The 19,618-nt window shown below is 73.3% G+C and carries 12 protein-coding genes and 1 pseudogene; 7 read left to right on the top strand and 6 right to left on the bottom strand.

What is annotated here, in order from left to right; all coding sequences use genetic code 11:
- The first annotated feature begins 109 nt into the window (after window positions 1-109).
- Window positions 110-2,527, top strand: coding sequence for an NB-ARC domain-containing protein (locus BBH68_RS01925; RefSeq protein WP_281182458.1), 2,418 nt, complete (start codon window positions 110-112; stop codon window positions 2,525-2,527).
- A 143-nt stretch (window positions 2,528-2,670) separates the two neighbouring features.
- On the opposite strand, the gene BBH68_RS01920 is transcribed toward BBH68_RS01925, so the two are convergent.
- Window positions 2,671-4,722: a CDP-glycerol glycerophosphotransferase family protein gene (locus BBH68_RS01920; protein WP_245737851.1), complete on the bottom strand. Its 2,052-nt coding sequence runs from the start codon at window positions 4,720-4,722 to the stop codon at window positions 2,671-2,673.
- 108 nt (window positions 4,723-4,830) lie between these two features.
- On the opposite strand from BBH68_RS01920, the gene BBH68_RS01915 reads away from it, so the two are divergent.
- Window positions 4,831-5,478: a nucleoside/nucleotide kinase family protein gene (locus BBH68_RS01915; protein ID WP_065958458.1), complete on the top strand. Its 648-nt coding sequence runs from the start codon at window positions 4,831-4,833 to the stop codon at window positions 5,476-5,478.
- Between the two features lie 29 nt (window positions 5,479-5,507).
- On the opposite strand, the gene BBH68_RS40390 is transcribed toward BBH68_RS01915, so the two are convergent.
- Window positions 5,508-6,257, bottom strand: coding sequence for a methylated-DNA--[protein]-cysteine S-methyltransferase (locus tag BBH68_RS40390; RefSeq protein ID WP_425428754.1), 750 nt, complete (start codon window positions 6,255-6,257; stop codon window positions 5,508-5,510).
- 160 nt (window positions 6,258-6,417) lie between these two features.
- On the bottom strand, window positions 6,418-7,347 hold the full coding sequence (locus tag BBH68_RS01905; RefSeq protein WP_065958456.1) for a glycerophosphodiester phosphodiesterase: 930 nt from the start codon (window positions 7,345-7,347) through the stop codon (window positions 6,418-6,420).
- A gap of 205 nt (window positions 7,348-7,552) precedes the next feature.
- On the opposite strand from BBH68_RS01905, the gene uvrB reads away from it, so the two are divergent.
- From uvrB to BBH68_RS01885, 4 genes are all read left to right on the top strand, one after another.
- Window positions 7,553-9,700, top strand: coding sequence for an excinuclease ABC subunit UvrB (gene uvrB / locus BBH68_RS01900; protein ID WP_065958495.1), 2,148 nt, complete (start codon window positions 7,553-7,555; stop codon window positions 9,698-9,700).
- A gap of 245 nt (window positions 9,701-9,945) precedes the next feature.
- Window positions 9,946-10,524, top strand: a complete 579-nt coding sequence (locus BBH68_RS01895) for a TerD family protein (RefSeq protein ID WP_065958455.1) — start codon at window positions 9,946-9,948, stop codon at window positions 10,522-10,524.
- Between the two features lie 107 nt (window positions 10,525-10,631).
- Window positions 10,632-12,599 carry a TerD family protein gene (locus BBH68_RS01890; protein WP_065958454.1) on the top strand — a complete coding sequence of 656 codons (1,968 nt, stop codon included), beginning with the start codon at window positions 10,632-10,634 and terminating at the stop codon, window positions 12,597-12,599.
- A gap of 263 nt (window positions 12,600-12,862) precedes the next feature.
- Window positions 12,863-13,885 carry a TerC family protein gene (locus tag BBH68_RS01885; protein ID WP_065958453.1) on the top strand — a complete coding sequence of 341 codons (1,023 nt, stop codon included), beginning with the start codon at window positions 12,863-12,865 and terminating at the stop codon, window positions 13,883-13,885.
- Window positions 13,886-13,930: 45 nt separating this feature from the next.
- Here BBH68_RS01885 and BBH68_RS01880 read toward each other — a convergent pair whose 3' ends face one another.
- From BBH68_RS01880 to BBH68_RS01870, 3 genes are all read right to left on the bottom strand, one after another.
- The gene (locus BBH68_RS01880) at window positions 13,931-15,241 is read right to left on the bottom strand and encodes an MFS transporter (protein WP_065958494.1); all 1,311 of its coding nucleotides are present in this window, start codon (window positions 15,239-15,241) and stop codon (window positions 13,931-13,933) included.
- Between the two features lie 142 nt (window positions 15,242-15,383).
- The gene (locus tag BBH68_RS01875) at window positions 15,384-16,040 is read right to left on the bottom strand and encodes an MBL fold metallo-hydrolase (RefSeq protein ID WP_065958452.1); all 657 of its coding nucleotides are present in this window, start codon (window positions 16,038-16,040) and stop codon (window positions 15,384-15,386) included.
- Between the two features lie 4 nt (window positions 16,041-16,044).
- Entirely contained in the window at window positions 16,045-16,773 is a 729-nt protein-coding gene (locus BBH68_RS01870; RefSeq protein ID WP_065958493.1) for a maleylpyruvate isomerase family mycothiol-dependent enzyme, read from the bottom strand.
- A 230-nt stretch (window positions 16,774-17,003) separates the two neighbouring features.
- On the opposite strand from BBH68_RS01870, the pseudogene uvrA reads away from it, so the two are divergent.
- Window positions 17,004-19,607 (top strand): annotated as a pseudogene (gene uvrA / locus BBH68_RS01865) (excinuclease ABC subunit UvrA); the annotation flags it as partial.
- Between the last annotated feature and the right edge of the window lie 11 nt (window positions 19,608-19,618).

The following is a 19,618-nucleotide window of genomic DNA, read 5'->3' as shown; positions in this document are numbered from 1 at the left end:
CGGTGGGGCCGATGACCGGGACCGGGAGGGCTGCGACGCGCCGGGGGCGCCGGGGGCGGCCGTACGACCCGCCGCGGGGGCTGCTGCGGGGCCCGCGGTAGGAGCCACGGTGGGGAACGAGGTCTCCGGCACCGTCCACGGCCCCGTCGTCCAGGCCGGGCAGCTGCACGGCGACGTGCACTTCCACTATCAGGCGCCGCCCGCCAGGCCCCCGGCGCGGGTGCCGCGGCAGGTGCCCGCGGGCACGGCGTCGTTCGAGAACCGCACGGCCGAGCTGGCGGAGCTGGACGGCTGGCTGACCCCCGACGTACCGGGCGCACCGAACGGACTGGGCGCACCGAACGGACCGGACGCACCGGACGTACCGGACGTACCGGACGTACCGGACGGACCAGACGCATCGGATAGACCGGACGCACCGGACGGACTGGGCGGACCGGGCGGACGGAACGGGGCGGTAGCGCCGGGTGGGCCGGACGGGTCCGGCGGCCCCGCGGGCGCCGGGTCACCGCGGATCGCCCTGCTCAGCGGCCTGCCGGGCGTCGGCAAGCGGGCCACCGTACGGCGCTGGGTGGAACGCGCCCGCGACCGCTTCCCCGGCGGCCAGCTGTACGTGGACTTCGCCAGGCTGCGCCGCGAAGGCGCGGCCGGAGGCGATGTCTCCGAAGGGCTGCGCCACTGTCTGCGCTCCATCGGCGTCGCCGAGGAGTATCTGTCCGGCGACCTGGCCGAGCTGACCGCCCACTACCGCAGCCACAGCGCCGAGCGCCGGGTCGTGGTCGTCCTCGACGAGGTGAGCGAGCCCGCCCAGGTCCGGGCGCTGATCCCCAAAGCGCCCGGCAGCGTCGTCCTGGCCACCAGCCGGGACCGGCTCGGCGAGCTGGTGTGGGACGGCGCCCGGCTGCTGCCCGTGGAGCCGCTGAGCGCCGACAGCGGGAGGCGGCTGCTCGCCCGGCTGTGCGGCGAGGACCGCGTACGGGCCGAGCCAGAGGCCGCGGCGCGGCTGGTGGAGTGGTGCGGCGGGCTGCCCGTGGCGCTCTACGTGGTCGCCGCCCGACTGGCCGTCCACCGGCGGCTGACGCTGTCGGCGCTGGCGGCGGAGCTGGCCGACGAGAACCGCCGGCTGGCAGGCCTGAGCATGACAGGGGAGCGGGGCATGGGCGGACCGCGCATGGGCGGACCGCGCATGGGTGACTCGCGCCCCGGGGAGGAGCACACCGTGTCCGCCGTCTTCACCGTCGCCTACCGCGACCTGCCCCAGGACGTTGCCCGCCTGTACCGGCTGCTGGGAGCCTGCCCGGGCCGCAGCTTCGACACCGGCGGCGCCGCGGCCGTCGGCGGGCTGCCCGCCTCCGCCGTGACCCCGCTGCTGGACGCCCTGGAACGGGCGTCCCTGCTCGACGTCGGCGAGGACGGCCGCTACCGCCTCCACGACCTCGTACGGCTGCACGCCCGGGACCTGGCAGGCGCGGAGGAGCGGGAGGCCGCCCTGGCGCGCGCCATGGAATACCAGCTGACCGGGGCCGCCTTCGCCGACCGGGCGATCATGGGCTGGCGGCTGCGGATCGCCGACCACGAGGAGCGGATGCGGCGGGCGGGCCCCGACCCGTTCGACCGGAACCGGAGCGGGGGCGAGGGGGACGGCAGGGAGGCGGCGCTGGCCTGGCTCGAGGCCGAGCGCGCCGACGCCCTCGCCGTACTGCGCGCGGCGGCCGCCCACGGCGGCATGGACCGGCAGACCTGGCAGCTCGCCGAGGCCCTCACCGCGCTGTATCTCCACCACCGCCACCTCGCCGACTGGATCGAATCCGGCGAGCTGGGCGCCGAAGCCGCCGCGCGGGACGGCCAGCCGGCGGCCGAGGCACGCCTGCGCGCCGTCCTGTCGCGACCGCTGATGGACCTGGGCGAGTTCGAGCGGGCCAGGCAGCAGCTCGACACCGCGATCCTCCGCGCCGACGAGGCCGCGGCGGCCACCCCTGAGGACCGCCGCCTGACCCTGCTGCGCGGCTCGGTACAGGAGTTCAGCGGGCGGTACTGGGACCGTTTCGACCCGTCCCGCGCCGCCGAGGCGTACGCCGCCGCCCGCGCGCTGAGCGCCGAGGCGGGGGAGGAGCGCGGCGTCGCCATCGCGCTGTACTTCCTGGGCTGCTCGCAGAGCGCGACCGGACGCCACGAGGAGGGACTCGCCACCCTCCGCGACGCCGACGAGCGACTGCGCGGGCTCGGCGACGTACGCATGGCGGCGCGTGCCCAGGCCGCCATCGGGGTCGCGTACGAAGCCCTGGGCCGCACCGCGGAGGCGGTGGAGGCCCTGGAGGAAGCGGCCCGGGCGCTGCGTGATCGGAACGCCACCCACTACGAGGCCCAAGCCCTCGAGACGCTCGCGGACATCGCGGCCCGGACGGGCGACACGGCCTCGCTGCGACGCCATCTGCGCCGCGCGGTCGAGATCCACGAGTCAGGCGGCAGCCCCCGTGCCCCGGAGCTCCGCGCCCGTCTGGAAGCGGCGGAGACCAACACGAGCTGACGGCCCGCGCCGGGCGGAGCCACCGGCGGTCTCGCGCTCTTGGTTGCGGCGGGGCGTGTCTTCGGTACTTGTCGGCCCGGGGCGGGGCCTGGGCGGCGGTCCGCGCGCCCGTACCCGTGCGCGCCGAGGCCGTCGCGAGCAGGTCAGGCGTGCGGCGGGCCCGTCGGGCGGGCGCGCAGGGCCACGGCCTCCTCTCGCCCTCCCATCCGCAGGGTGGCGATGCCCTCCAGCGGCCGACCCGCGCGCAGCCACCCGTACACCACGGCGGCCAGCAGACCCGGGTCGCGGATCGGGCCGGTGGCCGACGCCTCCGCGATCCGGCCGTCCCGCAGGGTGGCCAGGCAGTCGCCGCCCGTCGTCACGGCGGCGGCCATCACGCTGCCCGGATAGCGGCCGAGCGTCTCGCGGGCCCACCGCAGGGCGGCGACCGGCGTGGCGGCCGGCTCGGGGCGGGTGAGCACCGAGGCGCTCTCGACCAGCCGCCGGTCCGGCTCCCGGTCCTGGCAGCACAAGTGGCGGTACACACCGTCCGCGTCCTCCCGATCGCCCGCCTCGCCCGCCGCGCCGCTCACGGACGCGGGAAAGCGGCGTACGGTCACGGTGTCGCCGTCCACGGCCGTCACGACCACCGCCGAGCGCACCTCTTGGCGCTCGGGGACCGGATCGTCGAAGGCGCGTACGGGCGGTGGCGGGGTGGCCGGCTCCGGCAGCCGCAGCAGCGCGTACAGGTCGGCGCGCAGCCGGGCCAGCGCCCGGCCCGGCTCGGCGAACGCCGCAGCGCCGATCTTGGCGAACCGTTCCGGGTCGTGTCCGGCGATCGCGCGCTCGATCTGCTCGTACAGCCCCAGGCCGCCGGGGCTCTCCGGGCCGCCGGGGCTCTCCGGACCGCCGGGGATGGCCGGGCCGCTGAGCCGGGGCGCGACGCGGCCCAGTTCGGCCATGGGGGTGCCGGGCATCGACTCGTCCCCGAAGGCCGCCAGGATGACGGGTTTCCCGAGCGCGGCGCCGTAGAAGGTGACCGAGCCGTGGTCGCCGATCAGCACGTCCGCGGCGACGAGGGTGGCCTGCCAGCCCGCGGTCGGCGGGATCAGCAGCAGGCCCGCCTCCCGGGCCGAGGCCTGGCCGGCGCGCAGCTGCCAGGAGCCGTGGGCCGACGCCACGTTGGGATGGGTGACCAGCGCGACCCGGTACTCGTCCAACGGCAGTTCGGCCAGCAGCCGCGCTGGGAGGTCCGGTTGGCGGCCGAGGAGCGACTGGCCGCGCCAGGTGGAGCTGACCATGACCAGGCGCTGGCCCTCGGCGACGCCAAGGGCCTCGCGGTAGCGGGCGCGAAGTCCGCGGGAGGACAGGAGCTCGTCGTAGCAGGGGTCGCCGACGAGGAGGGTGCGGCCGACCGTGCCGGGGTGGAGCGCGGCCAGCTGGTCGGCCTGGTCCGGGTGCGAGATCGTCAGCCACGCGCGCTCCAGCAGGGCTTCCGGCACCAGGCCGGAGACCCGCTCGTGGGGGCCGCGCGCGTCGGGGACCAGCTTGTGGAACCCCACGCCGTGGGGGAGGACGAGGACGGGGGCGTCGGTGCCGGAGAGGTCCGCGTTCTCGGTGGCCGTCACGATCAGGTCGCAGGGTACGCGGGTCAGTTGGTCCCACGGCATGACGCGCGCGCCGTGGGCGCGCAGCAGGTCGTGGACCCCGTCGCTGAACGCGGAGGTCGGGTCGTAGCCGAAGACCACGTGGACGCGCGGGTCGTCGCGGAGGACCGGGGTGAGGGCGTCGAGGACGCGGATGGTCGAGGTGACGGTGCGGGCCACCGCTATCAGGGTCCGCTCGCCGTCGAACGTCGTCCAGCGCGCGGCGTCCGGGCCGACGGGCGTACGGAGGGGAAGCGGCTGGCAGCCGTGCGCGGGCGGCTGCGGGGGAGTGGAGGGCTGCGGGGCCGCGGGCAGGTGCGGCTGCCGCGGGGGCGCGGTCGCGGTGGCGGTCGCGAGCGCGGGCCTGGCCTCGGGCGTGAGGGCGGGCGGGCCGGCGGCCGGGGTGGTGGCCGGGGCGCCAGGCGGAGGCGTGGTCAGCCGCTCAGCGGCGCTCGGCGCTCGGCGCTCGGCGCTCGGCGCTCGGCGCTCGGCGCTCTCGGCGCTCGGCGCTCGGCGCTCTTGGCCATGCTCTCCATACCCTCTCGCAAGCCGCCCGACAACCCCTTCCATCGCCCTCACCTCATCCATCCGCCGCAGCCCCCACCGTAAGGCAAGGCCCGCCGAGGACGGTCGGCCCGCCGGAGCGGACCGGGCACGCATGCCTGCATGATGGGGGCTGTGCGGCTCGAAGCGATCTCCTGGGAACGGCTGACCGGCGCGCTCGCCGACCGCGTCGCGGGTCTGGCGGCGGCGGACGGCGGACCCTGGCTGAGGGTGGCGGTCGACGGGGCCCCGGCGGCGCGCACCGGGGAGCTGGCGGACCGGCTGGCGGAGGAACTGCGGCTGCGGGGGCGGCCGGTGCTGGTGGTCGCGGCGGGCGGCTTTCTGCGGGCGGCGTCGCTGCGCTACGAGTACGGGCGGCGGGACGCCGACGCGTACTACGACATGTGGCTCGACACGGGCGCCCTGTGGCGCGAGGTCTTCGACCCGCTGGAACCCGCGCCGCGCGGCACGGGGCGGGTGCTCCCCGATCTGTGGGACCCGGTGACCGACCGGGCCACCCGCTCCCCGTACGTGGAACTGCCGCCGGGCGGGGTGCTGCTGCTCCATGGCGCGCTGCTGCTGGGGCGCTGGTTCCCGTTCGACCTGTCCGTGCATCTGCGGCTGTCCCCGGCCGCGCTGGCCCGCCGTACGGAGGAGGACGCACAGTGGACCCTGCCCGCCTTCGCGCGGTACGAGGAGGAGGTGCGGCCCGCGGAGACCGCGGATGTGGTGGTCCGCGCGGACGACCCGCGCCACCCGGCCTGGAGCGGGCCGGGTGGCTGAGGCGCCCTCAGGCGGGGCTTCGGCCCGTCTCAGAAGAGCGGCTGCGGAAGGATCCCTTCCAGGGCCAGCAGCGTGCGTTTCGTCTCCAGACCGCCGCCGAAGCCGCCTATGCCGCCGCCGCTCTCGACGACGCGGTGACAGGGCACGACGACCGGGAGCGGATTGCTGCCCATGGCCACGCCGACGGCCCGGGCGGCGCCCGGATCGCCGACCCGGTCGGCGAGGTCCCCATAGCCGACGACCGTGCCGTACGGGACGTGCTCGGCCAGCTCGCGCAGCACGCGGCGGTTGAAGCCGGTGATGAGGGACCAGTCCAGGGGGACGGTGAACTCGGTCAGCGCACCGGTGAAATAGCGCTCCAGCTGGCGCACGGCCGAGCCGAGGTGCGTCAGACAGGGCGGCGTGCCTCCCGAGCCGACCGGTGAGCCGGCCGGCGAGTCTGCGGGTGAGCCGACAGGTGCGTCGGCCGGTGTGCCGGCCGGGGAGGCCAGGGAAGCCGGGGCGGGCTCCGGGGCCGTGCCGAGCCGGGCGGTGAGCCGCGCGACGGCCTCGGCCGCCCTCGCCTCGTCGGCGTGGAAGACGACCTGGGCCAGGCCCTGGTCCGTGGCCGCGAGCAGCAAGGGGCCGATGGGGGAGTCCACCACGCTCCAGCACCAGGCGCGCGCCTCACGGCGCGCCTCCGGCGCCTCCGGCCTGTCCGCCGCCGGTGCCTCGGCGTTCGCCGGTCCTGCCGCCTTCGCCGGACCTTCGGAGATCGTCGGCCCTTCAGAGATCGTCACCGTTTCAGCGTAGGCCCCGGGACCGACAGCGCTCCCCCGGGCCGGGCGGGGCCGGGGTGCCGCGGCAGCCGGGGCCAGGGCTGCCGCTTGCGGTCCCGGGGCGAGCGGAGCGGGGCGGCGGCCGTGGACCGGGCCCCGCCCCGGGGCCGTCGCGGCGGCGCTACGACGCCGTCGCGGGGGCGGCCGGCACCTCGTAGCCCGCGTCCTCCAGGGCGTCCCTTACGACGTCCGGGTTGTTGGTGATGATCCCGTTCACCCCCATCCGCGCGACGTTGACCGCCGCCGACGCGTCGTTCACCGTCCAGGCGTAGACCTCGAACGGACGGCCGTGCGCGCCGTCCACCTCGTGGACCGCGGCGACATACTCGGCGTCGATGGTCTTGTAACTCGGGTTGATCTGGTCGGCGAACTCCGCGTACGTCTCCAGGTCGCCGATCGCGGGCGTGCCCAGAAACCCGGTCTTGACGTCCGGCCGAAGGTCGTGTACCTGCTTCACGGCGCTCGCGTTGAAGCTCTGGACGATCAGCTTGTGCTTGACGTGGCGGCGGTCCAGCCAGCCCGCTCGGCGCAGCTCGCGCAGGGTCTGGCGCTCGATGTCCGGATACAGCTCGGGAGCCTTGAGCTCGACGAGGAGTTTCTGGTGGTTGTGTTCCACCCGATCGAGGTAGTCCTCGAGGGTCGGCACGCCCTCCCCCGCGAACTCGGGGCCGAACCAGCTGCCCGCGTCCAGCTGCTCGATCTCGTCGAGGGTGAAGTCGGAGATCTTCCAGGGGGCGCGGTCCGGGAAGACCTCCTCGACGTCCGTGGTCCGGCTCAGCGTGGTGTCGTGCATGACGATCAGCTCGCCGTCCTTGGTGCGCTGGACGTCGTTCTCCACCCAGGTGATGCCGAGGTCGTCGGCCGCGTCGACGGCGGCGAGGGTGTTCTCGGGGGCGTAGGCGGAGGCGCCCCGGTGGGCGATGGTGACGGTGTGGTGCGACTGCTCGCCGGTGTGGTCGGTCTGGCCGGCCTGGGCGGCCGCCGGTGAGAGGAAGAGCGCGGACATGCCGATGAGCGCGCCGGTGAGGGCGGCGGCGGGGCGGATGCGCATACGGACTCCTCGCGTCGTCTGACTCGCGTGACTCGCGGACGGGCAGAGGGTCCCAGTCGTGCCGTCCCGGAGGATAGGTCGCGGATGGACAGAGTGAAGCACGGGCCCGCCGGTCGGGCGGGCGGGGCGCGGGCGGGGTCACCCGGGCACGGCCCCGGGTTCGGCCGGTCGGCCGTTGTCGGTGGTGGGTCGTACCGTGGGGGACATGCGGCCCGTATCCCAGATCGAACGCAAGGTGGCGCCTTTCGAGGTCGTCAGCCCGTACCAGCCCAGTGGCGACCAGCCGACGGCGATCGCCGACCTGGAGCGGCGCATCCGCGCCGGTGAGCAGGATGTCGTCCTGCTCGGCGCGACCGGCACCGGAAAGTCCGCGACCACCGCGTGGATGATCGAGAAGCTCCAGCGGCCGACGCTCGTCATGGCGCCCAACAAGACCCTCGCCGCCCAGCTCGCCAATGAGTTCCGAGAGCTCCTGCCGAACAACGCGGTCGAGTACTTCGTGTCCTACTACGACTACTACCAGCCAGAGGCTTACGTACCGCAGTCGGACACCTACATCGAGAAGGACTCCTCGATCAACGAGGAGGTCGAGCGGCTGCGCCACTCCGCGACGAACTCCCTGCTCACCCGGCGTGACGTGATCGTCGTGGCGTCCGTCTCCTGCATCTACGGCCTCGGCACCCCGCAGGAGTACGTGGACCGCATGGTGCCGCTGAAGGTCGGCCAGGAGATCGACCGCGACCAGCTGCTGCGCCGCTTCGTCGACATCCAGTACGCGCGCAATGACCTGGCGTTCACCCGCGGCACCTTCCGGGTCCGCGGCGACACCATCGAGATCTTCCCGGTCTACGAGGAGCTCGCCGTCCGGATCGAGATGTTCGGCGACGAGATCGAGGCGCTCTCCACCCTCCATCCGCTCACCGGCGAGGTCATCAGCGACGACCAGGAGCTGTATGTCTTCCCCGCCTCCCACTACGTGGCGGGCCCCGAGCGTATGGAGAAGGCCATCGCCGGGATCGAGGCCGAGCTGGAGCAGACCCTGGCCAGGCTGGAGAAGCAGGGCAAGCTGCTGGAGGCCCAGCGGCTGCGGATGCGGACGACCTACGACATCGAGATGATGCGCCAGATCGGCACCTGCTCCGGCATCGAGAACTACTCCCTGCACATCGACGGCCGCGAGCCCGGCTCCCCGCCGCACACCCTGCTGGACTACTTCCCGGAGGACTTCCTCCTGGTCATCGACGAGTCCCATGTCACCGTCCCGCAGATCGGCGCGATGTACGAGGGCGACGCCTCCCGCAAGCGGACGCTGATCGAGCACGGCTTCCGGCTGCCCTCCGCCCTCGACAACCGCCCGCTGAAGTGGGAGGAGTTCCTGAAGCGCACCGGCCAGACCGTCTACCTCTCCGCCACCCCCGGGCCCTACGAGCTCTCGCGCGGCGACGGCTTCGTGGAGCAGATCATCCGCCCCACCGGTCTCGTCGACCCCGAGGTCGTGGTCAAGCCCACCGAGGGGCAGATCGACGACCTGATCCACGAGATCCGCACGCGCACGGAGAAGGACGAGCGCGTCCTGGTCACCACCCTCACCAAGAAGATGGCCGAGGACCTCACGGACTACATGCTCGAGCTGGGCATCCAGGTCCGCTATCTGCACAGCGACGTGGACACCCTGCGCCGCGTGGAGCTGCTGCGCGAGCTGCGCGCGGGCGAGTTCGACGTCCTGGTCGGCATCAACCTGCTGCGCGAGGGCCTGGACCTGCCGGAGGTCTCGCTGGTGGCGATCCTCGACGCCGACAAGGAGGGCTTCCTGCGCTCCGGCACCTCGCTGATCCAGACCATCGGCCGCGCCGCGCGTAACGTGTCCGGTCAGGTCCATATGTACGCCGACAAGATCACCCCGGCGATGGAGAAGGCCATCGAGGAGACCAACCGGCGCCGCGAGAAGCAGATCGCCTACAACAAGGCCAACGGGATCGACCCGCAGCCGCTCCGCAAGAAGATCGGCGACATCGTGGCGACCCTCGCCCGCGAGGAGATCGACACCAAGGAGCTGCTGGGCACCGGCTACCGCAAGACCGACGGGAAGGGCGCGGCCAAGGGGCAGAAGGCCCCGGTGCCTGCCCTGGCCGGGCACAAGGCGGGCAAGGGCGCCAAGGCCGGCAAGGCGGGCAAGGACGGGGCGCTGACGGACCGTCCGGCCGCCGAACTCGCCGAGTTGATCGAGGAGATGACCGACCGGATGCGGGCCGCCGCCGCCGAGCTGCAGTTCGAGGTCGCGGCCCGGCTGCGCGACGAGGTGGGGGAGTTGAAGAAGGAGCTGCGCCAGATGAAGGAGGCCGGGCTGTCCTGACCCCCGATCCGGCCGCCGCCCCCGGGTCCGTACGAGCGGGTTCCTCCTCCCTCGATCCGTACGGACCGGCCGCCGCCCCCCGGGTCCGTACGGACGCGACACCGCCCGTGTCGGCGCGATGTGTTGCAAGACCGACACAAAAGCCGGTGCGGGCGGCTGGCGGGCCCTTCCCAGTGCATAGGGTTCGAACAGGCCGTGCGGACCGGGCGGCCGCGGGGATCGAGACACGAGAGTAGGGACAGCGCGTGACGGTCAACATGTCCAAGGGACAGGCCATCAGTCTGCAGAAGGCCGACGGGGGCACCCTGACCGCGGTGCGGATGGGACTTGGCTGGCAGGCGGCTCCCCGGCGCGGGTTGTTCGGTTCCCGTACGCGGGAGATCGACCTCGACGCCTCGGCCGTCCTGTTCGCCGACAAGCAGCCGGTGGACGTGGTCTTCTTCCGCCACCTCGTCAGCGACGACGGCTCGGTGCGCCACACCGGCGACAACCTGGTGGGCGGCGCCGGCCAGGGCGGCGACGACGAGGCCATCCTGGTCGACCTGCAGCGGGTGCCGGTGCACATCGACCAGATCATCTTCACCGTCAACTCCTTCACCGGCCAGACCTTCGCCGAGGTGCAGAACGCGTTCTGCCGGCTGGTGGACGAGACCAACGGCCAGGAGCTGGCCCGCTACACCCTCACCGGCGGCGGGCAGTACACCGCGCAGATCATGGCCAAGGTGCAGCGCGACGGCGCCGGCTGGCAGATGAAGGCCGTCGGCGAGCCGGCCAACGGCCGCACCTTCCAGGACCTGATGCCGCACATCCTGCCGCACCTGTGAGCGGCTGAACCCATCGGCCCGGTAGGCGCACCGCCCACCGGGCCGATGTGCTCCCGGCGAGCCGAAACGCACCGACACACCACCGAACGCAACGAGGGGACGCAGCCATGACGGCCGAGCTGGTCCGAGGGCAGAACCACCCCCTGCCCCAGACCCGTTTGGAGATCCGGGTCTCGGCGGGCCATCCGATCGTGGCCGGGGCCACGCTCGGCGACGAGCAGGGCACGGTACGGGGCACCGAGTGGGTCGCGCACCCGGCCGCGCCCCAGCTGCCGGGCATCGACGTGTCCCGGCAGGCCGCGGCGGACCACCGCCTCGCCGTGGACCTCGGCGCGGTGCCCGAGGCCGTCCACCGGGTCAATGTGCTGCTGGCCCTGCCGACGGGCGTCGGCGGCCCCACCCGCTTCGGCGCCATGCCCGCGCCGTTCGTCGCCGTCACCGGCCTCGACGGCACCGAGGTCGCCAGCTACACCATCACCGACCTGGACTCGGAGTCCGCGGTGGTCGCCCTGGAGCTGTACCGCAGGCAGGGCGCCTGGAAGGTGCGCGCCGTGGGCCAGGGCTACGCGGGCGGGCTGGCCGCGATGCTGCACGACCAGGGGCTGCCGGAGGCCGCCGCGCTCGCCGCGCGGATCAACGAGGCGGTCGCCCAGGGCATGGCCCGCTCGGTCGCCCCGCCGCCGCCCCGCCCGGACGGCGAGGGGCGGGTGCGCACGGCCACGGCCGGCGGCGGTGCCGCGACGGCCGAGCCGGCCGCCGTCCCCCAGCAGGCGCCCCCGCCCGCGCCCCCCGGCACCGCCCCGGGCGGGCCGGGCTCCGGCGGTCCGGGCTCGGGTGGTCCGGGCTCGGGTGGTCCGGTCAACTACCAGCACCCCGGCCGCCGTACGTCCGCGCCGCCGACGCCCCCTCCGCCCGCCCCGCCCGCCGAGCCCGGGCGCCCCGCCCAGCCCGTCGCGGGCGACGCCTCCGGCTGGACCATGGACGAGCGGCTCTACAACCAGGTCTGGGGCATGTTCGAGGACCTGGCCCGCACGGCAGCCGCCTACCGCAGCGCCGTCGACTTCGCCGACTCCCGCATGGAGAAGGAGCTGGACGGGGTGCTCTCCGACCCCCGCACCCGCTTCGGCCCCGAGGCGGACGCGGCCCGCGAGCAGGCCCGCGCCAAGCACACCGCCCTGGTCGAGCAGGCCCGCGCGGTCCTCGACCGGGACCTGGCCCAGCTCGCCGCCGAGGCCGAGGTGGTCGAGCCCGCGCTGCCCCCGGCGTTCGCGCGCTGGGACAGCCCCGTCTGGCAGGCCTACCAGGTGCCGATGGAGATCCCGATGGCGCTGCGCCTGGGCGAGCTGCACCTCCCGGAGCGCCGGGACCTGCGCATCCCCATGCTGGTGCGGCTGCCGCTGGAACGCGGGCTGTGGATCGACAGCGGGCGGGACGGCCTGTCCGAGGCGGTCGCGGTGGACTCCGGGGAGCTGCGCCGGCTGGCCGCGGACACGGCGGTCGCGCATGCCGCCCGGCTGCTCGCGGTCTACCCGGCGGGCGAGTTCACGGTCCATGTGATCGACCCGGCGGGCTCGGCCGCGGCGTCCTTCGCCCCGCTGCTGCGCTCCGGCGTGCTGCGCGAGCCGCCCGCGACCGGGGCCCAGGGGGTGAGCGCGATGCTCGCCGCGCTGACCCGCCGGGTGGACCTGGTGCAGATGGCGGTCCGCAGCGGCGCCGCGGACGCGCTGCCGCCCGACCTGGACATCGCCGAACAGCTGCTGATCGTCCATGACTTCCCGCACGGCTTCGACGACCGGGCCGTCACCCAGCTGCGCTATCTCGCGGACGAGGGGCCCTCGGTGGGCGTCCATCTGATGATGGTCGCCGACCGGCGGGACGCACAGGCCTACGGCCCGGTGCTGGACCCGCTGTGGCGCTCGCTGCTGAGGGTCACCCCGGTCCCCGACGAGCATCTGGCCGACCCGTGGGTGGGCCACGCCTGGACGTACGAGCCGTCGCTGGTGCCGGCGGGCAGCCAGGTGGTGGAGCAGGTGCTGGCCCGGGTGGTCCAGGCCCGGCAGGCGTACGGACGCTGACCCATGACCTCCCGCCATTACCCGAGAAAGCGCTACTGACCAGCGGATTTACCCATCTCTTTACTCTTCCTTGGTGATTCCTGTACTCTTCTTGGTGCGGAGGGGAGTACACCTGTCGCGGCGTTCCCGTCAGTACGGATCGCGTCCGGCGCCTGGCCGGGCCGGATGCGATCCCGGGGCGTCGGCCCGTGGCCCCGGCCCGGGCGGAAGAGACCTCCGGCAGCGACGACGCTGAACATTGCCGTACGAATGCCGGAGGAACCGTGGACGTTTCCTGGACCCTGTGGGTCCTGACCATCGTGGGCCTGTGCGCCCTCATAGCCGTCGACTTCTTCGTCGGCGGCCGCAAGCCGCATGAGGTCTCGCTCAAGGAGGCGGGGATCTGGACCGCCGTCTGGATCGCCCTCGCCGGGCTGTTCGGGCTCGGGCTGCTGCTCTTCGCGGGCGGTCAGCCCTCGGGCGAGTTCTTCGCCGGGTTCATCACCGAGAAGTCCCTGAGCGTCGACAATCTCTTCGTCTTCGTGCTGATCATGGCGAAGTTCGCGGTGCCGACGATCTACCAGCAGCGGGTGCTGATGGTGGGCGTGCTCATCGCCCTGGTGCTGCGGGCGGGCTTCATCGGCGCCGGCGCCGCGATCATCTCGACCTTCTCCTGGGTCTTCTACCTCTTCGGCGCCTTCCTCATCTGGACCGCGTGGAAGCTGATCCAGGAGGCGCGCGCGGACGAGGAGGACGAGGAGTTCGAGGAGAACCGCCTGCTCAAGGCGGTCGAGAAGCGCTTCCCCTCCACCGACAAGTACCACGGCACCAAGCTGTTCGTCGTCGAGCAGGGCAAGCGTCTGATGACCCCGATGCTCGTCGTCATGCTGGCGATCGGCACCACGGACGTCCTGTTCGCGCTGGACTCGATACCCGCGATCTTCGGCCTCACCCAGGACCCGTACATCGTCTTCACGGCCAACGCCTTCGCGCTGATGGGCCTGCGCCAGCTGTACTTCCTCATCGGCGGGCTGCTGAAGAAGCTGGTCCACCTGTCGTACGGGCTGTCGGTGATCCTCGGCTTCATCGGCGTGAAGCTGGTGCTCCACGCGCTCCACGAGTCCGGGGTCCACGTCCCCGAGATCAGCATCCCCGTCTCGCTCGGGGTCATCTGCTCGGTGCTCGCCGTCACCACCATCACCAGCCTCTACGCCTCCAGGAAGCAGGCCGAGCGGGAGGCGGCGGCCGGGGAGCGGGGAGAGGGGACCACGGCCGAGGAGCGCGACAGCGTCGACGCCCGGCCCTGACCCCCGGCCCCGCTCCCTGATCCGGCCTGATCCAAACGAAAGACCCTAGACCGCCGCCTCCCCGGCCCCCATCGGCCGTGGGAGGGGGCGGTCCGTGCCGTCCGCCGGCTGGGGCGGGCGGGTCTCCGGGAGCAGCGCGAAGCAGCCCAGGCTGAGCAGCGCCACGCCCGTCAGATACGCGGCGACGCCCCACGGCGGACCGCCGCCGCGCGACAGGGCGGTCGCCACCAGCGGGGTCAGTCCGCCGCCGAGCACGCCGCCCAGGTTGTAGCCGAGCGACGCGCCCGTGCAGCGCACCCTCGGCTCGTACAGCTCGGGCAGATAGGCCGCCGTGACGGCGAGCATCGCGACGAAGGCCAGCAGCGCGCCCAGGAAGCCGAGGAACATCAGCGGCGCCCGCCCCGTGCGCAACAGCGCCACCATCGGGAACATCCAGATCACCGTGCCCGTGCAGCCCGCCAGGCACATGCTCCGCCGGCCGAGGCGGTCGCCGAGGTGCGCGGCCAGGGGCGTGAGCGCGCCCTTGACCGCCACGGCCGCCATGACGCAGCCGAGCATCACCGTGCGGTCCACCCCCAGCCGCCCCGTCCCGTAGGCGAGGGACCAGGTCGTCACGGCGTAGAAGACCGCGTAGCCCACCGCGAGGCCCCCCGCGGTCAGCAGCACCAGCCGCCAGTGGCCGCGCACCACCTCGGCGAGCGGCGCGGCGGCGCGCTCGTCACGCTCGGCCAGCTCCCGGAACCGGGGGGACTCGGGGAGCTGGGCGCGCAGCAGCAGCCCGGCCGCCACCAGCACCCCCGCCGCCCAGAACGGCACCCGCCACCCCCAGGAGCGGAACTGGGCCTCGCTGAGCGTCGCGGACAGGGTCAGCATCACGCCGTTGGCGAGGAGGAAGCCGACGGCCGGGCCGACCTGAGGGATGCCCGCCCACAGCCCGCGCCGCCGCTCCGGGGCGTGCTCGGCGGTCAGCAGCACCGCGCCGCCCCACTCGCCGCCGAGCCCGAGACCTTGCAGGAAGCGCAGCACGAGCAGCAGCACGGGGGCCGCCGTGCCGATCGAGGCGTAGGGCGGCACGAAGCCGACCGCGACCGTCGCGACCCCGGTGAGCAGCAGCGACAGCAGCAGCACCGGCCGTCTGCCGTAGCGGTCGCCGAGGGGGCCGAAGACGGCCGAGCCGAGGGGCCGGGAGAGGAAGCCGACGGCGAAGGTGCCGAAGGCCGCGAGGGTCCCGGTGAGCGGGGAGACGGTGGGGAAGAAGAGCGGGCCGAGGACGAGGGCGGCCGCGGTGCCGTAGACGAAGAAGTCGTAGAACTCGATGGCGGTGCCGGCCAGGGACGCGGCGGCGAGCCGGACCATGGACGGGGAGCGGGCGTCGTGCATGAGGCGGGCGTCGTGCATGAAGCGCCAACCGCCGCCGCGCGCCCGCGGTTACGGGATCTCGGGCGCGGGGGAGGGCGCGCGGCGTACGGGCGCGGCGCGCGCTCCCCTCACGCGTCGCTCACCAGCCGCGCTCGCGCCACTCGCCGAGGTGCGGGCGCTCGGCGCCGAGGGTGGTGTCGTCGCCGTGGCCGGGGTACACCCAGGTCTCGTCCGGCAGGCGGTCGAAGAGCTTGGCCTCGACGTCGCCGATGAGGCTTTCGAAGGCCTTGGGGTCCTTGTGGGTGTTGCCGACCCCGCCGGGGAAGAGGCAGTCGCCGGTGAAGACGTGCGGGTGGCCGTGCGGGTCGTCGTAGATCAGGGCGATGCTGCCCGGCGTGTGGCCGACCAGCCGGCGGGCGGTGAGCTCGACCCGGCCGACGCGCAGCGTGTCGCCGTCCTCGACCGGTACGTCGGTGGGGACCGGGATGCCCTCGGCGTCGTAGCGGCCCGCGTAGGTGCGGGCGCCGGTGGCCTCCACCACCTCGCGCAGCGCGCCCCAGTGGTCGGGGTGGCGGTGGGTGGTGACCACGGAGGCGATGCCGCCGGCGCCGATGAGCGACAGCAGGGTGTGCGGCTCGGCCGCGGCGTCGATGAGCAGCTGCTCGTCGGTGGCGCGGCAGCGCAGCAGGTAGGCGTTGTTGCTCATGCGGCCGACCGCGACCTTGGAGATCATCAGGTCGGTCAGTTCGTGCACGTCCGCCGGTCCGCCGACCTTCACCGCTCCGCTGTACGTCATGGGCTCAGCCTAGCGGCGGGAGGGCCGGCAGGGGCGCGTCGGGGCAGGACAGGCCGGACCCGTCCGTGCGCCCGGTGAGCCACCCCAACAGGGCGGCGGGGGAGCCCTCGACGGTGACGGCGGGACCGGCGCCCTCGCCCGCGCGGCCGGTCCACCGGACCCGGCCGCCCCAGCCCGAGGCCAGCCGCAGCGGGGGCACCTCGGGATGGCCGGCGAACTTCACCTCGGTGAGGAAGTCGAGCTCCCGCTCGACGAACTCGGCGGGCAGGTCCGCCAGGGTGTAGCCGATCCCGAGGTCCACATGGTGCAGCTCGACCTCGACCAGCCTGCGAAACGGCAGCCGGCCGGCGGGTTCGGTGACCCCGCGCCGCATGGTGACCTCGTACGACCAGCGGGCCGCGGGCAGCGCCGCGGCCGCCGAGTAGAAGCGGAAGGCGCTGGTGCGCAGGTCGTCGAGGTGGACCGGCAGCGGGCGGCCCGCCGCCTCCTCGATGGCGCGGTCCCGCGCGTCCTCGCTGGGGTACATGGGGGTCGGCACCCCGGTGCGGGCCCATGTGAGGAGATTCACCAGGGCGTCCGCGTTGCGCGCCAGATGGGCCAGCACGTGGCCGCGGGTCCAGCCGGGGAGCAGCGAGGGCTCCCGGACGGCCGTCTCGTCCAGCCGGGACACTCCGCTCAGCAGCCGGTCGGTCGCGCCCCGTACAGCGGCGGCGTCACGTGCGTAGTCAGTCATGTTCCGACGGTAGTCCGCGCCACACGTTCGGGTGAAGCCGTCGTCCTCGGCCCGCAAATCGAATGTGCGTGCTATAGGCTCGTGTGCTGCATCCTTAAGACATCGCCGCAGCGCCCCCATACCCTGGGTCGGGGGGCTTTCGCCTCGCTCCGGCTCTGCGCCCCGGCAGAGCCCCTCATGGGAGCGGGGCCCGCGGACCCCCACCTCTCTCAAGAAAGGTGCCGACCGGCGTGGCCGACCGTCTCATCGTCCGTGGCGCTCGCGAGCACAATCTCAAGAACGTCTCGCTCGACCTCCCTCGCGACTCCCTCATCGTCTTCACCGGGCTCTCCGGGTCGGGCAAGTCGTCCCTCGCGTTCGACACGATCTTCGCGGAGGGACAGCGCCGCTACGTCGAGTCCCTCTCGTCGTACGCCCGCCAGTTCCTGGGGCAGATGGACAAGCCCGACGTGGACTTCATCGAGGGCCTGTCCCCGGCGGTGTCCATCGACCAGAAGTCCACCTCGCGCAACCCCCGCTCGACGGTCGGCACCATCACGGAGGTCTACGACTACCTCCGGCTGCTGTTCGCCCGGATCGGCAAGCCGCACTGCCCCGAGTGCGGCCGCCCGATCGCCCGCCAGTCGCCGCAGGCGATCGTCGACAAGGTGCTGGAGCTGCCCGAGGGCAGCCGCTTCCAGGTGCTGTCCCCGCTGGTGCGCGAGCGCAAGGGCGAGTTCGTCGATCTCTTCGCCGACCTCCAGACCAAGGGTTACAGCCGGGCGCGGGTGGACGGCACGACCATCCAGCTCTCCGAACCGCCGAAGCTCAAGAAGCAGGAGAAGCACACCATCGAGGTGGTCGTCGACCGCCTGACCGTCAAGGACAGCGCCAAGCGGCGGCTGACCGACTCGGTGGAGACGGCGCTAGGCCTCTCCGGCGGCATGGTGATCCTCGACTTCGTGGATCTCGAGCAGGACGACCCGCAGCGCGAGCGGATGTTCTCCGAGCACCTCTACTGCCCGTACGACGACCTGTCCTTCGAGGAGCTGGAGCCGCGCTCCTTCTCCTTCAACTCGCCCTTCGGTGCCTGCCCCGACTGCACCGGCATCGGCACCCGCATGGAGGTCGACCCCGAGCTGATCGTCCCGGACGAGGAGAAGTCGCTCGACGAGGGCGCCATCCACCCCTGGTCCCACGGCCACACCAAGGACTACTTCGCCCGGCTGTACGGGGCGCTCGCCGACGCCCTCGGCTTCCGTACGGACATCCCCTGGGCCGGGCTGCCGCAGCGCGCCAAGAAGGCGCTGCTCAACGGGCACCGCACGCAGATCGAGGTCCGCTACCGCAACCGCTACGGGCGGGAGCGCGCCTACACCACGGCCTTCGAGGGGGCGGTGCCCTTCGTCAGGCGGCGGTACTCGGAGGCGGAGAGCGACTCCAGCCGCGAGCGCTTCGAGGGCTATATGCGCGAGGTGCCCTGCCCCACCTGCCAGGGCACCCGGCTCAAGCCCCTCATCCTGGCCGTCACGGTGGAGGGCCGCTCCATCGCGGAGGTCTCCGCGATGTCGATCAGCGAGTGCGCCGAGTTCCTGCGGGCGCTCAAGCTGAGCGCCCGCGACAAGGCCATCGCCCAGCGCGTGCTGAAGGAGGTCAACGAGCGGCTGCGGTTCCTGGTCGACGTCGGCCTGGACTACCTCTCGCTCAACCGCGCGGCGGGGACCCTCTCCGGCGGCGAGGCCCAGCGCATCCGGCTGGCCACCCAGATCGGCTCCGGCCTGGTGGGCGTGTTGTACGTGCTGGACGAGCCGTCCATCGGCCTGCACCAGCGCGACAACCACCGGCTCATCGAGACGCTGGTGCGCCTGCGCGACCTGGGCAACACGCTGATCGTCGTCGAGCACGACGAGGACACCATCAAGACCTCGGACTGGGTGGTGGACATCGGCCCGGGCGCGGGTGAGCACGGCGGCAAGGTGGTGCACAGCGGGCCGCTCGCCGAGCTGCTGGCCAACGAGGACTCGATGACCGGGCAGTACCTGGCCGGGAAGAAGGCCATCGAGCTGCCGGCGATGCGCCGGCCCACCGACCCCACCCGGCGGCTGACCGTGCACGGCGCCCGGGAGAACAACCTGAAGGACATCGACGTGTCCTTCCCGCTCGGCGTGCTCACCGCCGTCACCGGCGTCTCGGGCTCGGGCAAGTCCACCCTGGTCAACGACATCCTCTACACCCATCTGGCCCGCGAGCTGAACGGGGCGCGGGCCGTCCCCGGCCGGCACACCCGGGTCGCCGGCGACGACCTGGTCGACAAGGTGGTCCATGTCGACCAGTCGCCGATCGGCCGCACGCCGCGCTCCAACCCGGCGACGTACACCGGCGTGTTCGACCATGTGCGCAAGCTGTTCGCGGAGACGATGGAGGCCAAGGTCCGCGGATACCAGCCCGGGCGCTTCTCCTTCAACGTCAAGGGCGGCCGCTGCGAGAACTGCTCCGGCGACGGCACGATCAAGATCGAGATGAACTTCCTGCCGGATGTGTACGTGCCGTGCGAGGTCTGCCACGGCGCGCGCTACAACCGGGAGACCCTGGAGGTGCACTACAAGGGCAAGTCCATCGCCGAGGTGCTGGACATGCCCATCGAGGAGGCGCTCGACTTCTTCGAGGCCGTGCCGACCATCGCCCGCCACCTGCGCACGCTGACCGAGGTCGGGCTGGGGTACGTCCGGCTCGGGCAGCCCGCGCCGACCCTCTCCGGCGGCGAGGCGCAGCGCGTCAAGCTGGCGAGCGAGCTGCAGAAGCGCTCGACCGGGCGCACGGTCTACGTCCTGGACGAGCCCACCACCGGGCTGCACTGACATCAGCA

The organism is Streptomyces sparsogenes (assembly GCF_001704635.1).
GTDB classification, from domain to species: Bacteria; Actinomycetota; Actinomycetes; order Streptomycetales; family Streptomycetaceae; genus Streptomyces; species Streptomyces sparsogenes.
The sequence above is the reverse complement of the archived record's forward strand: the minus strand, read 5'-3'. Positions and strand labels throughout refer to the sequence as shown.

Coding starts and splice junctions, on each gene's coding strand:
- BBH68_RS01920 (WP_245737851.1), bottom strand. CDS start 4,722: ATGGAAGGGGTTGTCGGGCGGCTTGCGAGAGGGTATGGAGAGCATGGC.
- BBH68_RS01870 (WP_065958493.1), bottom strand. CDS start 16,773: ATGACTGACTACGCACGTGACGCCGCCGCTGTACGGGGCGCGACCGAC.
- BBH68_RS01880 (WP_065958494.1), bottom strand. CDS start 15,241: ATGGTCCGGCTCGCCGCCGCGTCCCTGGCCGGCACCGCCATCGAGTTC.
- uvrB (WP_065958495.1), top strand. CDS start 7,553: ATGCGGCCCGTATCCCAGATCGAACGCAAGGTGGCGCCTTTCGAGGTC.
- BBH68_RS01905 (WP_065958456.1), bottom strand. CDS start 7,347: ATGCGCATCCGCCCCGCCGCCGCCCTCACCGGCGCGCTCATCGGCATG.
- BBH68_RS01890 (WP_065958454.1), top strand. CDS start 10,632: ATGACGGCCGAGCTGGTCCGAGGGCAGAACCACCCCCTGCCCCAGACC.
- BBH68_RS01875 (WP_065958452.1), bottom strand. CDS start 16,040: ATGACGTACAGCGGAGCGGTGAAGGTCGGCGGACCGGCGGACGTGCAC.